Source organism: Embleya hyalina, assembly GCF_003967355.1.
GTDB lineage: Bacteria > Actinomycetota > Actinomycetes > Streptomycetales > Streptomycetaceae > Embleya > Embleya hyalina.
On record NZ_BIFH01000027.1, the window covers coordinates 181,568 to 194,775 of the forward strand.

Below are 13,208 nucleotides of genomic sequence, written 5' to 3' on the forward strand. Positions count from 1 at the left end.
GTTCACGGTAGTGGCGGCCATCCACCTGCTCAAGCCGTTGTCCACAGCCTGTGTACAGCCTGCCCGACAGGGCGTTTCCGCAGGTGGGCGACGTGCCCCGGATCCCCCATTTGACCCCGTCGCCTGTTGGTACGTACCGTGGGCCGGTCTAGTTGTCTGACGACCGCTGCCGCATGTCCGAGATCATGTCGATGCGGACGTACGGTGGTGGCCGGCGGTCTTTTCTGCCGGCCCACGATTCAAATCCTGGAGCCCCCGAGTGAGCAAGCGCACCTTCCAGCCGAACAACCGTCGCCGGGCGAAGACCCACGGGTTCCGGCTGCGCATGCGCACCCGTGCCGGTCGCGCCATCCTTGCTGCCCGTCGCCGCAAGGGCCGCGCGGAGCTTTCCGCCTGAGTTCGCGGATCTCTCCGTGCTGCCTGCCGATAACCGGCTGAGGCGGCGCGAGGACTTCGCGATCGCGGTTCGCCGCGGGCGTCGAGCCGGCCGTCCGAGCCTGGTCGTCCACCTGCATCGCCAGGAGACGAGTGGACTCGGCGCGCCCACGCACACCCCGGCGACCGCGCAGCCGTCCGAGCCGGACACCCTGCGCCAATCTGTGGCAGAGGACCCGCACGCGGAAGTGGAGCACGCTCCACCACCGCGTGCGGGTTTCGTCGTGAGCAAGGCCGTCGGCCCCGCTGTTGTCCGTAACGTCGTCAAGCGTCGGCTACGCCACCTCATACGCGATCGGATGGCCCTGCTCCCGGCAGGTAGCCTGGTCGTGGTACGGGCATTGCCACCCGCAGCCCAGGCGGACCATTCCGACCTGGCACGGGATCTGGACGCAGCGTTCGACCGGCTCCTGGGCCGGGCCGGGCGCCCCGTCGCGGTTCGAGCGGATGGGCCCGCGGCCAAGCCGGGAGCGACGGCGTGAAGTACCTGTTCATGGGGTTCATTCGGGTCTATCAGTGGACGATCAGCCCGATGCTGGGGCCGGTGTGTCGCTTCCACCCGTCGTGCTCGCATTATGGGTATGAGGCGATGTCCGTGCACGGTGCCGTCAAGGGCACCTACCTCACCGTGTGGCGCATCCTGCGCTGCAACCCCTGGAACTCTGGCGGTGTCGATCCTGTGCCGCCGCGCACACGCCGACCGTGGCGACTTCCCGAGCGGAAGTCGCGCTCGGAGTCGGAGCCGCAGGAGCGGCAGCAGACGTCCAGCACCGGCCGTACCGAGCCCGCGCCCGGTGCGAACACCACCGCCCGAGGAGCTTGACCGTGGGGATTCTTAACCCCCTATATACCGCCGTCTCGTGGATCATCGTCCAATTCCACTCGTTGTTCAGCCCGATCTTCGGCAAGAACAGCGGCTGGTCGTGGGGGCTGTCCATCGTCTGCCTCGTGGTCGTCATCCGGATCTGCCTGATCCCGCTCTTCGTGAAGCAGATCAAGGCGACCCGTGGACTCCAGGCGCTGCAGCCGCGGATCAAGGAGATCCAGAAGCGGTACAAGGACGACCGTGAGCGTCAGTCCCAGGAAATGATGAAGCTCTACAAGGAGACGGGCACCAACCCGCTCTCGAGCTGCCTTCCGATCCTGGTCCAGTCGCCGTTCTTCTTCGCCCTGTTCCACGTGCTCCAGCGGGTCTCGCAGAACAAGACGGTCGGCGTGATCGACCGCGACCTGGTGAACAGCGCCCAGCAGGCGCACATCTTCGGCGCGCCGATCGCCGCCAAGTTCACCGACTCGGCGGCCAAGATCGAAAGCCTCGGGGCCGACCTCACCACCGTGCGGATCGTCACGGTCGTGATGATCATCCTGATGTCGGCGTCGCAGTTCTTCACCCAGCGCCAGCTGATGACGAAGAACACCGACCCCGCTTCGCTCGTGGGCAACCCGTTCGCGAAGCAGCAGAAGCTGATGATGTACGCGTTCCCGATCATGTTCGCGGTCTTCGGCATCAACTTCCCCGTCGGTGTGCTCGTCTACTGGCTCACCACCAACGTGTGGACGATGGGCCAGCAGCTGTTCGTGATCAACCGCAACCCCACTCCCGGCAGCCCGGCGTTCAAGGTGCGGCAGGAGAAGCTGGCGGAGAAGGCGCGCAAGCAGGGCAAGGTGCTGTTGCCCGACGGCAAGCTGATGGACCAGGCCGAGTACGACGCCCAGCAGGCCGAGATCAAGGCCCAGGCCGCCCGGCGCCAGCAGCCCACCCGACTGACCAAGTCGCAGCGCAAGGCTCGGGCCCGGGACGAGGCGGAGGCGGCCGGTGCCGACGCCGAGGAGACCACCGACGCCGACACCGCGACGCGCAACGGCTCGGGTACACCCGCCAGGTCGAACGGCGCGGTCAAGGGCTCGACCGCGCGGACGCCGCACTCCGGTGCGCGCAACGCCGGCCCGCGCAGGCAGCCTCAGGGCCGGAAGCACCCGAGGAAGAAGTGACCGCCCTCGACGGGCCGGCCGCCGCCCACCCCCACGACTCGCTCACTCGTCCACAAAGGAGTTCCCCTGTGACGGAAGGCACGACCCCCGCCGTCGACTCACCCGCCGCGTCGCGTCGGATCACGCTCACCGCGGAGGAGATCAGCCGTCTGGAACAGGAGGGTGAGATCGCCGCGGACTACCTGGAGGCCCTGCTCGACATCGCCGACCTCGACGGCGACATCGACATGGACGTCGAGGGCGGGCGCGCGTCGGTCTCGGTGATCGCGGGCGAGGAGAGCGAATCCTCCGGCGCCGACCTCAAGCGTCTCGTCGGTCGTGACGGTGAGGTCCTGGAGGCCCTTCAGGAGCTGACCCGACTCGCGGTGCACCGGGAGACCGGCGAGCGCAGCCGGCTGATGCTCGACGTGGACGGGTTCCGTGCCGCCAAGCGGGCGAACCTGGCACGGATCGCCGGTGAAGCGGTGGAACGGGTCAAGGCCGCGGGTACCTCGCTCAAGCTCGAACCGATGACCCCGTTCGAGCGCAAGGTCGTGCACGACACCGTCGCGGAGGCCGGACTGCGCAGCGAGTCGGAGGGCGAGGAGCCCAATCGCTGCGTCGTCGTCCTGCCCGCCTGATCGGATCCACGGATCCGTTTCCGCCAACCGTCGCGCCGGCCCCACCTGCACCACAGGTGGGGCCGGCGCCGTTCTTGGGATGATGTTCCACGTGAAACGTCAGGACGACACGACCCCCGACCCGCCGGCGGACGAACGCGCGCCCGAGGCTCCGGAAGCGGCAGCGCGGCTCTTCGGGGCCAACCTCGACCGCGCGATCCGCTACGCCGACATGCTGGCCGGCCCCGGCGTACGCCGCGGCATGGTCGGGCCGCGTGAGGTCGGCCGGCTCTGGGAGCGGCACCTGCTCAACTGCGGGGTGGTCGCCGAATTGATCGCGGAGAACGCGATCGTGCACGACGTCGGTTCGGGCGGTGGCCTGCCCGGAATTCCGCTCGCCCTGGTGCGTCCGGACCTGCGGATCACCCTCGTCGAGCCGCTGCTGCGGCGCACCACGTTCCTCGACGAGGTGGTCGACGAGCTGGGCCTGGACAACGTACGGGTGCTGCGGGGTCGCGCCGAGGAGGTGCGCGGGCGTACCTGGGCCGACGTGGTCACCGCGCGCGCGGTGGCGCCGTTGGCCAAGCTCGCCGGATGGGGGCTGCCGCTGCTCGCCTCCGGCGGCGAGATGTTGGCGCTCAAGGGCGACTCGGCCGCCGACGAACTGCTGGAGTCGGAGGCGGATCTGCGCAAGCTCGGCGCGGTGTCGTGGGCGGTCGCGCACGCGGGTGCCGGGATCGTGGATCCGCTGACCACCGTCGTCCGGGTACGGATCGGCACCGTCGCGCCCAAGGAGTCGAAAGCGGCCAAGGCGCGCCGAACCGCCAAGCCGGCCCGGCGACGCCCCGCCAGGTAGGCGAACTCGCCCACGGGTTGGGCCGGACGGCTGAAACGCCGTTCCTGCCCGCTCGGGGTGTGTCGTGAACGCCGTCCCCCGACCGCACCCGGGATCGTGTTTCACGTGAAACGTCTTCCGTGGAAACGCTTCTACTCACCTGAGGCGCGCCGGAACGTGACACCCTCTGAGGGTGCCGCCGCAGTGCGTGGTCATTCCGTCGGCCCGAGTTCCCATGTCGCCGCGGCAGGAGAGGAGAGTGGACCGTTGCCGTCCGAGTATCCGACAGCCTCGATGCCGGCGCCCCGTGTGGGTGCCGCCGTCGACGTTTCACGTGAAACAGAGGCGCCCGGTATCGAAGACACCCCGATCGCCCGAGCGGCCAGACAGGCCGTGGAGACGATGGGGCGCGCTTCGGAGGGATTGCCCCGCCCCGAGCGCACCCGCGTCATGGTGGTCGCGAACCAGAAGGGCGGCGTCGGCAAGACCACGTCGACCGTGAACCTCGCGGCCGCGCTGGCGATGCACGGCGCGCGTGTGCTGGTGATAGACCTCGACCCCCAGGGCAACGCCTCCACCGCGCTCGGGGTGGACCATCACGCCGGCACGCCGTCGATCTACGAGGTGCTGGTCGAGGGCCGCGACCTGGCCGAGGTCGTGCAGCCGGTGCGCGACGTCGAGGGACTGTTCTGTGCCCCGGCCACGATCGACCTCGCCGGGGCCGAGATCGAACTCGTCTCGCTGGTCGCCCGGGAGAGTCGGCTGCAACGTGCGATCGCCGCCTACGAGCAGCCGCTGGACTACATCCTGATCGACTGCCCGCCCTCGCTCGGTCTGTTGACGGTGAACGCGCTCGTCGCGGGCGCCGAGGTGGTCATCCCGATCCAGTGCGAGTACTACGCGCTGGAGGGGCTGGGCCAGTTGTTGCGCAACGTGGAACTGGTCCGCGCACACCTGAACCCGAACCTCGGCGTCTCGACGATTTTGCTGACGATGTACGACGCCCGGACCCGGTTGGCCTCGCAGGTGGCGCAGGAGGTGCGCGACCACTTCCCGGACGAGGTGTTGCCCACCGCGATCCCGCGTTCGGTCCGCATCTCCGAGGCGCCCAGCTACGGGCAGACCGTGATGACCTACGACCCGGGGTCCACCGGGGCGTTGTCGTATCTTGAAGCGGCTCGGGAGATGGCGCTGCGCGGTGTGGCGAAGGCGAAGGAGGAAGTATGAGCGGACAACGCAGGGGATTGGGCAAGGGGCTCGAATCGCTCATCCCGGCCCGGCCGTTGAAGCCGTCCTCCTCCGCCGCGGCGACCTTGCGGAAGATGGCGGAGATAGCGACGGACGAGTCGGCCCTGTCGCCGACGTCGGTGCCGTTGCAGGATGCGCCGAAGACCGAGCCGGCTCCGCCGGCGGCGCTGTACGCCGAACTGCTCGTCGATCTGATCGAGCCGAATCCGCGGCAGCCGCGCGAGGTGTTCGACGAGGACGCGCTGGCCGAACTGGTGCAGTCGATCCGGGAGGTGGGCGTCCTCCAGCCGGTCGTGGTGCGTTCGACCAACGAGGGCAGCTACGAACTGGTGATGGGCGAGCGTCGGTTGCGGGCCTCCCGCATCGCCGGGTTGACCCGCATCCCGGCGATCGTGCGGGTGACCAACGACGACAAGCTGCTGCTCGACGCGCTCCTGGAGAACCTGCACCGCGCCGAGCTGAACCCGCTCGAAGAGGCGTTGGCCTACCAGCAGTTGCTGGAGGAGTTCCAGTGCAAGCAGGAGGAGCTCGCGGATCGTATCGGTCGCTCGCGTCCGCATCTGAGCAACACGATGCGGTTGTTGCGGCTGCCGATGGAGGTGCGCACGAGGGTCGCGGCGGGCACGTTGCTCGCCGGGCACGCGCGTGCGTTGCTCGCCCTGCTGGATCGGCCCGACGAGCTGATCAAGCTGTCGAAGCGGATCATCGCCGAGGGCATGACGGTGCGTACGGTCGAAGAGATCGCGCGCACGATCAACAACCAGGAGCCGGTGGCGAAGCCGAAGCCGCAGAAGCCGCGTCCGGGTGCGATCGTGGCACCCGCGCTGAACCATCTCGCGGATCGGCTGAAGGACCGGTTCGAGACCGAGGTGAAGGTGGTGCTCGGTCCGAAGAAGGGCAAGATCGTCGTCGAGTTCGCCTCGGTCGAGGACCTGGAGCGCATTCTCGCCTCGATGGCGCCCGGCGAGGGCGATCAGTTCGCCAAGCAGCTCGCCGAGCGGGAGGTGCCGGGCCAGGCCGGGCGGGCTCGCGGCGCGGCGGCGTCCGGTGTCACGGCGTCGGCGGAGGAGGCGGGAGTCGAGGCGGGAGTCGAGGCGACGTCGACCACCGCGAACGACGCGGACGACGCGGAGACTTCGGTGCTCGTTCCGTAGGCGGCGTCGCCATGGACCCGTAGCGGGTCGGCAAAGAAACGTGGGAAGGGGCCCGCGGTCGTTGACCGCGGGCCCCTTCCTTGCTTGTGTTTCACGTGAAACGCGCCGCCGCCGGAGATCGCGGCATGCCGATGTTTCACGTGAAACCTGTCCTCACCCCTGGAGGGACGATGAGGTCGAAGCGCTGGATCCTGGCGGGTCTGGGCGTGGGCGTCGTCGGCGGCTTCGTCGGCGGCCTGCTCGGTGGCTCGCGGCGGCCCAGGGTGCCCGGCCCGCCGCCGTGGGCGCCCGCGGGTCCCGCGATCCCGGTCCATGCGCTGCCGCGGGGCTCACGGTGGCCGGTGGATCGGGACACTCCGGCGGAACGGTCCGCCCGGGCGCGGCCGGGCGGGTAGTCGCGATCGATGGGAGCGCGGGAGCAGGCCGGGGAAGGGATCGATCCGGTGTGTGGTGATCGTCCGCCGCCCGCTCCGGCGCGGACGGTCAGGTGAAGACGGGCAGCCGCAGCATCCCCGTGGGCACGTCCTCGTCCGGCGGCAGGTAGAGCCGCTGGAGGGCCACGACGACCGATTCGGCGGCGTGGTCGCGGAATTCCGAGGAGGCCAGCCGGGCCGCGTCGTCCACGTTGGTGAGGTAGCCCATCTCGATGCGCACGGCGGGCATCCGGGTGCGCCGCAGCAGTGTCCACGCCTTGCCGTGGGTGCGGCCGTCCACCATGCCGGTACGCGCCACGAGTTCGCGCTGGACCAGGCTCGCGAAGTGCTCCCCGGTGGGCGAGCGTCGCCCGTACCGGTCGCTGCCGCTGCCGTAGTAGTAGCACGAGACCCCGGCGGCACGCGGGCTGTCGTTGCGGTCCGCGTGCAGGGATATCACGAGGTCGGCGTCGGTGGCGTTGGCGAAGGCCGCCCGCTCCTCCTCGCCGATGCCGTCCTCGGCCGGCCCCCGGGTGAGGTAGGCGCGCACGCCCAGGGCGGACAGGCGGCCCTCCAGGCGCCGGGCCAGGTCCCACATCACCTCGGCCTCGGTCAGGCCGTGTGCGACCACACCGAAGTCCGCGCCGCCGTGGCCCGGGTCGATCACCACGGTCTTGCCGGCCAGCGACGGGCCGGAGCGGTGCAGCAGTTCGGACTCGCGCATCGCGTGCGGTTGGCCGCCGACGACCGTGCGCGCGAGCCGGTCGAGGGCTCGGAACGTGGCCGGTCCGCACGTACCGTCCGCGCCGAGTCCGTAGTTGCGTTGGAATTCGCGCAGGGCGCGTTCGGTGGCCGGGCCCAGGATGCCGTCCACCCGGCCGCAGTCGAAGCCCATGTCGAGCAACCGCTGCTGGAGGGTGGCCACATCGTCCCCGACGGTGGGGTGGCCGGCCGAGTAGGACAACATGCGGTCGCCGAGGCGCCACCGTGCCTCGTCGAGGTGACGGTAGGTCTCCGGGCCGACGACGCCGTCCACGGTCATCGCGCGCTGCTGCTGGAAGTGCCGGACGGCGAGGTCCACGGAGTGGTCGAACACCGCGTCCGCGTAGCCGCCGAGGCCGTCCGGACCGCCGGTGTCGGTCGGCCTGGGGGCACCGGCGGGCAGGAGGCCGAGCAGCACCAGTTTGGACCTGATCTCGGCCACTGCGGGGCCGGTGTCACCGCGTCGGTACCGCCGCTGCATGGTCATGGAAAGAAGTCCTCCCGAGTTTTGACGCAACACTCGATCGTACGCGCGCATCCGGTCGTTCCCGTACCGGAGCGGGGGTCCGGGGGCCTCGATTCCGCACCGCGCGCCGCGGCGGGTCGGGCGCGCGGTGCGGCGGTGCGCGGCCCGTGGCGCACGGCCCGGTCGTCGCCGTCGGCCGGTACGCCCTGACACGCGCGAGGGGCGCTCCCCGGTTCCGGGAAGCGCCCCTCGCGCACGGCCGATGTGATCGGACTCAGATGAGCCCGTCGAGCTCCCGCAGGAGAGCCGCCTTCGGCTTGGCGCCGACGATCGTCTTGACGATCTCGCCGCCCTGGAACACGTGCAGGGTCGGGATCGACAGCACGCCGTAGCGGGTGGTGATCTCCGGGTTCTCGTCGATGTTCAGCTTCGCCACGGCGAGCTTGTCGCCGTTCTCCGCCGCGATCTGCTCGAGCGCCGGGGCGATCTGGCGGCAGGGGCCGCACCACTCCGCCCAGAAGTCGACGAGCACGGGCTTGTCGCTCATCAGGACGTCGGTGTCGAAGGTCTTGTCGGTGACTGTGTGGGTGGCCCCGGCCATGGGTTGCTCCTCGGTGTGCTGGGGGTGGGACGAACGAAGGACGGACGACGGGGTACGGGTCAGGCGCTCGCGCCGTCGGCGAGCGAGGCGAGGTAGTGCTCCGCGTCGAGGGCGGCCGCGCAGCCGGTGCCGGCCGCGGTGATCGCCTGGCGGTAGGTGTGGTCCACGACGTCGCCCGCGGCGAAGACGCCGGTGAGGTTGGTCCGCGTGGTCGGCGCGTCGACCTTGATGTAGCCCTCGTCGTCCAGGTCGATCTGGCCGCGCACCAGCTCGGTGCGCGGGTCGTGGCCGACCGCGATGAACAGGCCGGTGACCGCCAGGTCGCGCAGCTCGCCGGTGACGGTGTCGCGCAACCCGACGCCGCTGAGCTTGCCGTCGCCCCGGATCTCGGCGACCTCGCTGTTCCAGGCGAACGAGATCTTCTCGTTCGCGAACGCCCGATGCTGCATCGCCTTGCTCGCGCGCAGCTCGTCGCGGCGGTGGATCACCGTCACCGAGCGGGCGAAGCGGGACAGGAACGTGGCCTCCTCGATCGCCGAGTCGCCGCCGCCGACCACCGCGATGTCCTGGTCGCGGAAGAAGAAGCCGTCGCAGGTGGCGCACCAGGACACCCCGCGGCCGGACAGCGCGTCCTCGTTGGGGAGGGAGAGCTTGCGGTAGGCCGACCCGGTCGCCAGGATCACCGCGCGCGCCTTGTGCACGGTGCCCGCGCTGTCGGTGACCGTCTTGACGTCGCCCGCGAGGTCGACGGCGACGATGTCGTCCGGAACCAGCTCGGCGCCGAAGCGCTCGGCCTGCTTGCGCATGTTGTCCATCAGGTCCGGACCCATGATGCCGTCCGGCCAGCCGGGGAAGTTCTCGACCTCGGTGGTGTTCATCAGCGCCCCGCCCGCGGTGACGGCGCCCTCGAAGACCAGCGGCTTCAGGTCCGCGCGTGCTGCGTAGACGGCGGCCGTGTACCCGGTCGGACCGGATCCGATGATGATCACGTTGCGGACGTCGCTCACGCTGAGCCTTCCCTGGTTCCTTGTCGAGCCTCGTGCCGGTGGTCGGCGTCGGCTGTGCGGGTCTGCGAAACCCGCGCCCCGAGAGATGCGGTGTCTCGTTCGACAACGGATCCTAGGCGCGCACCATTCCCGGGTCACAACGCCGCGGGTGCGGCGTGCCGGGGATCACCTTCTCGGTACCTCGGTGCTCAGCAGGAGCGAGCCGGCGAACCCGGTCGAGGGGGGTACGGCGGGCGGCGGGCTCGCCGAGGTGTCGGTGGTGGAGCGCGGGGCGCACGACGCGTCCACGATGTACACGCGGACCCGGTCGGTGTTCGGACCGGGCAGGACCACCACCCACGCGGGCTTGCCGGTATAGCTGCCGGCGTCGGCGGCCAGCGCCCGCGGCGCGTCGGGACCGACCGCGGCGGCCACGCACGCGGGCAGCTCGCGCGGCGCGCGGTCGGCGCGACGCAGCAGCAGCGAGACCTGGTCGGTCAGTCCGCCGACGGTGTACACCGTCGGCGCGGCGGTGGACGCCGACAGCGGGGTCTGCGGGGTGTGCTCCTCCGCGTTCGCCCCGGGGCGCTCGCCCGACTTGCCGGGCGGGGCGGCGGCCTTGGGCGCGGACGCGTCGGCGTTGCTCCGGACCGCGCTCGACCGGTGGTCCGAGTCGCCGTCGTCGCCGGTGCCGACCACGATCGTGACGCCCAGGGCCACCGCGGCCGCGGCCGCGGCGAGCAGGAGCAGCGGACCGCGCCGCCGACGGCGGGCCCGGTCGAGCGGGACGACGACGTGCTCGGCCGGCGGCGCGCCCGGCTCGGGCGGCGGGGTCACGACCGACACCGGCACGGGCAGCGGCAGCGGCAGCGGCTTCGGCGTGGGCGGCTCGGCGGGGCGCGGCGGCGGCAGCGCGGCCAGGGCCAGCGCGTCGTCGATCCGGGCGATCACGTCGGCGGGCATCGGCTCGGGCGGTTGTCCGCCGAGCAGTTCGCGCACCTCCGCGAGCGCGTCGCGGGTGTCGCGGCACTCGGCGCACTCGGCGAGGTGGGCGTCGAGCGCGGCCGCCTCGGCCGCGGTGAGCAGTCCCTCGACGAGGTCGGACAGCACCTCGACGTCGATGTGTTCGTTCATCGTGTGCCACCTCCCTCCATGCTCGTGCCGCCCGTGTCCGGGGTCGGACCGCCGGCTCGTGGGCGGTCGTCCGTCGATGGGACGGATTGTCCGGCCGAGGGGTTCCCCGGTGACCCGGCCGGGCCCGGTGGCCCGCTCTCGCGCAGGTGCCGCACCAGGGGCAGGAGCTTGGCCCGACCGCGGGCGCAGCGACTCTTGATGGTGCCGGACGCGACGTCGAGGATCCTGGCCGCCTCGTCGACGGGATAACCCTCCATGTCCACCAGGACGAGCGCGGCACGCTGTTCGGCGGGGAGGGTGGCCAACGCGGCGAGCAGCGCCTCGCGGGTCTCGCCCCGGACCGCCGGATCCTCCTGCGCGGGCGCGGGCAGCCGCTGGTCCAGATCCTCGGGCAGCGGTACGGCCGGCCGGGCGGCGCGGCGGCGGGCCCGGTCCAGGCAGGCGTTGACCACGATCCGGTGCAGCCACGTCGTGACGGCCGCGCGGCCCTCGAACCGTCCCGCAGCTCGGTAGGCGGAAACCAGGGCGTCCTGGAGGGCGTCAGCGGCTTCCTCGCGGTCCCCCAGGGTGCGCAGGGCCACCGCCCACAGCCGATCGCGGTGCCGGCGTACGACTTCGCCGAACGCGTCGGGGTCGCCGTGGCCGTGTCGGGCGAGCAGATCGGCGTCGGTGACGTCCGCGTACGCCGATCCGTTGCGCTCGGTGCTCACCGCCTACCTCCCCTGGGCCCGGGGTCATCCTGGCATGGGGCCCGCGTGGGACGCAGAGGGGATCGCCTCGTTCGTGACATCGGTATCGGGCTCGGGATCGGTCCGGGGTCGGCGTGGTGGATCCGGGCTCAGGGCAGCGTGGAGAACGTGACCTCGCGCCACGCGTTCTGATATCCGGCGTTGTAGATCTGGTAGTCGCCGATGTTCGAGTCGACCTTGGGCATCGCGGTCATGACCAGGAGGACGAACTGTGCCCGTACCGGTTTGCCGGTCGCCTCGATCCTCAGGTCGGTGCCCTTGTTGGTGCCCTCGCCGACCGTGGTCTTGAAGGCGTCCTCGGAGGTCGGCATGGTCTTCGCGTCGGGCGCCGCCATCAGCTTGATGTTGGTGTACGCCCCACCCGAGCCGAGGGTGATCTGCGCGTCGCGCAGTTCGTGGACCGCGCCGAGGTCGTAGACGATGCCGTAGCCCTTGCGGCTGAACGTGATCTCCGGGCCGTCGACCATGTAGTTCGTGCGCCAGTAGGTCGACGGGTTCTCGTCGTAGGTCTTGTACACATCCTGCGGCGAGATCGGTGTACCGCCGCCGATGGAGATCTCCTTGCCGTTCTTCGGGCGCGTGGTGCTCGGCTTCGGGGGGACCGTGCTCGGCGGCGCGGTCGGCGACTGCACGTCCTGCGTCTTCAGCGGTGGTTCCTTCTTCTCGCCGTCGCCCACGTGGCTGGCCACCTGCCACGTCACCAGCACGATGGCGAGCACCACCAGGACCGCGACCGCGCCCTTGACCGCGGCGCCGAACCGGCCGCCCAGCGGCGGCGGCGGGGTGACCGGCGGTCGGGCCGGGCCGGTCGGGCCGCCGCCGGAGTAGCCCGCCGAGGCGTAGACCGTCCGGTTCGGCGTCGGGGTGTAGATCGGGTATTCGTCCGGCTCCGGGCCGCCGACGATGGCGTTCTGCTCCGGCGGGTGCATCTCCGGGATGGCGGTGATCGCCGCGGACAACTCCCCCGGTGTCTCGAACACCGGTTCGTGCTTGACCTCGTGGCCGAGCGCGCGCATCGCCAGGGCGGCGAGCGTGTCGTCCACGCCGGCCCGGATCTGGCCGGGCGCGCACAGCCTGCCGCCGGTGAACGGCGCGGCCTGCAAACCGTATTCGGTGCCCTCGACCCAGCGTCGGGTCAGCGCGGCGTACATCAGCCGGCCGACCGCGTGCGTGTCGTCGCGGGCCGCGTCGGTGGTGTCGTGCCCGTACAGCGCCGCCTCGACCGCCAGGCCGACGATCTTGTACTGGCCGGTGTGCATGCGCAGCACGTTCTCCGGCGTGAGCCGCAGGTGCGACAGGCCGGCGCGGTGTGCGACGGACATCGCCTGGGCGAGCGCGCGGGTGAGTTCGTAGACCTCGTGCGGCGGCAGCGGGGCGCTCTCGAAGACCTTGGTGAGGTTGTCGGCGTCGGGCAGCCACTCCTTCACCACATAGATCAGGCCGTCCTGTTCGGCGCAGTCGAGGACCTGGACGAAGCGGGGGTCGCCCATCAGCGCGGCGGCGCGGGCGGCTGCGATCACCGCCCGACCGTGTTCACCGCCGGCGGGGACGATGTGTACGCCCACCGCGCGCCGCAACTTCTCGTCCACCGCGCGCCAGGTCTCGCTGCGGCCGTTCTGGGACAGGCGGTGCTCGAGCCGGTAGCGCTCGGCGAGTCGGGTGCCTCGGCTGACCCGGGGGGCCGGGGGCTCCGGGGCCGGTGCGGGCTCGGCCGGCGCGGCGTCGGCGTCCGTGTCGCCCTTGCCGCCGTCGCCGTCGGCCGTCGGCTTCCGCACGACCGGTTCGACCGCCGCTTCGGCGCTTCCCGCGGTCGCGGTCGGCTCGGCGGTCTCGG

At 71.2% G+C, this 13,208-nt stretch carries 15 protein-coding genes; 9 read left to right on the forward strand and 6 right to left on the reverse strand.

Going from position 1 to position 13,208, the window contains the following annotated elements; all coding sequences use genetic code 11:
* Positions 1-259: 259 nt before the first annotated feature.
* The 9 genes from rpmH (at position 260) to EMA17_RS29940 (ending at position 6,658) form a co-directional block, all read left to right on the forward strand.
* A complete protein-coding gene (gene rpmH, locus EMA17_RS29900; RefSeq protein WP_010849920.1) occupies positions 260-397 on the forward strand; it encodes a 50S ribosomal protein L34 in 138 nt (45 codons plus the stop codon).
* Positions 398-413: 16 nt separating this feature from the next.
* Positions 414-917, forward strand: a complete 504-nt coding sequence (rnpA, locus tag EMA17_RS29905; protein WP_126640258.1) for a ribonuclease P protein component — start codon at positions 414-416, stop codon at positions 915-917.
* Entirely contained in the window at positions 914-1,258 is a 345-nt protein-coding gene (yidD, locus tag EMA17_RS29910) for a membrane protein insertion efficiency factor YidD (protein WP_126640259.1), read from the forward strand. The genes rnpA and yidD overlap by 4 nt, the downstream gene beginning before the upstream one ends.
* A 2-nt stretch (positions 1,259-1,260) precedes the next feature.
* A complete protein-coding gene (gene yidC, locus EMA17_RS29915; protein WP_126640260.1) occupies positions 1,261-2,427 on the forward strand; it encodes a membrane protein insertase YidC in 1,167 nt (388 codons plus the stop codon).
* Positions 2,428-2,495: 68 nt separating this feature from the next.
* Entirely contained in the window at positions 2,496-3,047 is a 552-nt protein-coding gene (locus EMA17_RS29920) for a Jag family protein (protein ID WP_371863052.1), read from the forward strand.
* Positions 3,048-3,129: 82 nt separating this feature from the next.
* The gene (rsmG, locus tag EMA17_RS29925; RefSeq protein WP_126640332.1) at positions 3,130-3,882 is read left to right on the forward strand and encodes a 16S rRNA (guanine(527)-N(7))-methyltransferase RsmG; all 753 of its coding nucleotides are present in this window, start codon (positions 3,130-3,132) and stop codon (positions 3,880-3,882) included.
* A gap of 273 nt (positions 3,883-4,155) precedes the next feature.
* Positions 4,156-5,088: a ParA family protein gene (locus EMA17_RS29930; RefSeq protein WP_246126980.1), complete on the forward strand. Its 933-nt coding sequence runs from the start codon at positions 4,156-4,158 to the stop codon at positions 5,086-5,088.
* Positions 5,085-6,263 (forward strand): ParB/RepB/Spo0J family partition protein, encoded by a 1,179-nt coding sequence (locus EMA17_RS29935; protein WP_126640262.1) that lies wholly within the window; start codon positions 5,085-5,087, stop codon positions 6,261-6,263. The genes EMA17_RS29930 and EMA17_RS29935 overlap by 4 nt, the downstream gene beginning before the upstream one ends.
* Positions 6,264-6,433: 170 nt before the next feature.
* On the forward strand, positions 6,434-6,658 hold the full coding sequence (locus EMA17_RS29940; protein WP_126640263.1) for a hypothetical protein: 225 nt from the start codon (positions 6,434-6,436) through the stop codon (positions 6,656-6,658).
* 88 nt (positions 6,659-6,746) lie between these two features.
* Here EMA17_RS29940 and EMA17_RS29945 read toward each other — a convergent pair whose 3' ends face one another.
* The 6 genes from EMA17_RS29945 to EMA17_RS29970 form a co-directional block, all read right to left on the reverse strand.
* Positions 6,747-7,925: an N-acetylmuramoyl-L-alanine amidase gene (locus EMA17_RS29945; RefSeq protein WP_126640264.1), complete on the reverse strand. Its 1,179-nt coding sequence runs from the start codon at positions 7,923-7,925 to the stop codon at positions 6,747-6,749.
* Between the two features lie 253 nt (positions 7,926-8,178).
* Positions 8,179-8,505, reverse strand: a complete 327-nt coding sequence (trxA, locus tag EMA17_RS29950; protein WP_078976304.1) for a thioredoxin — start codon at positions 8,503-8,505, stop codon at positions 8,179-8,181.
* Positions 8,506-8,564: 59 nt separating this feature from the next.
* The gene (trxB, locus tag EMA17_RS29955; RefSeq protein WP_126640265.1) at positions 8,565-9,512 is read right to left on the reverse strand and encodes a thioredoxin-disulfide reductase; all 948 of its coding nucleotides are present in this window, start codon (positions 9,510-9,512) and stop codon (positions 8,565-8,567) included.
* 165 nt (positions 9,513-9,677) lie between these two features.
* Complete coding sequence (locus EMA17_RS29960; RefSeq protein ID WP_126640266.1) at positions 9,678-10,625, reverse strand: RsmA family anti-sigma factor; 948 nt, start codon at positions 10,623-10,625, stop codon at positions 9,678-9,680.
* Complete coding sequence (sigM, locus tag EMA17_RS29965) at positions 10,622-11,335, reverse strand: RNA polymerase sigma factor SigM (protein ID WP_126640267.1); 714 nt, start codon at positions 11,333-11,335, stop codon at positions 10,622-10,624. The genes EMA17_RS29960 and sigM overlap by 4 nt, the downstream gene beginning before the upstream one ends.
* Positions 11,336-11,463: 128 nt before the next feature.
* Complete coding sequence (locus EMA17_RS29970) at positions 11,464-13,149, reverse strand: protein kinase family protein (RefSeq protein WP_218043099.1); 1,686 nt, start codon at positions 13,147-13,149, stop codon at positions 11,464-11,466.
* Between the last annotated feature and the right edge of the window lie 59 nt (positions 13,150-13,208).

What these genes read in the sequence shown, in the direction of transcription:
- rsmG (WP_126640332.1), top strand. Translation starts at nt 3,130, where the DNA reads ATGTTCCACGTGAAACGTCAGGACGACACGACCCCCGACCCGCCGGCG.
- EMA17_RS29930 (WP_246126980.1), top strand. Translation starts at nt 4,156, where the DNA reads ATGCCGGCGCCCCGTGTGGGTGCCGCCGTCGACGTTTCACGTGAAACA.
- EMA17_RS29935 (WP_126640262.1), top strand. Translation starts at nt 5,085, where the DNA reads ATGAGCGGACAACGCAGGGGATTGGGCAAGGGGCTCGAATCGCTCATC.
- EMA17_RS29940 (WP_126640263.1), top strand. Translation starts at nt 6,434, where the DNA reads ATGAGGTCGAAGCGCTGGATCCTGGCGGGTCTGGGCGTGGGCGTCGTC.
- EMA17_RS29945 (WP_126640264.1), bottom strand. Translation starts at nt 7,925, where the DNA reads ATGACCATGCAGCGGCGGTACCGACGCGGTGACACCGGCCCCGCAGTG.
- trxA (WP_078976304.1), bottom strand. Translation starts at nt 8,505, where the DNA reads ATGGCCGGGGCCACCCACACAGTCACCGACAAGACCTTCGACACCGAC.
- EMA17_RS29960 (WP_126640266.1), bottom strand. Translation starts at nt 10,625, where the DNA reads ATGAACGAACACATCGACGTCGAGGTGCTGTCCGACCTCGTCGAGGGA.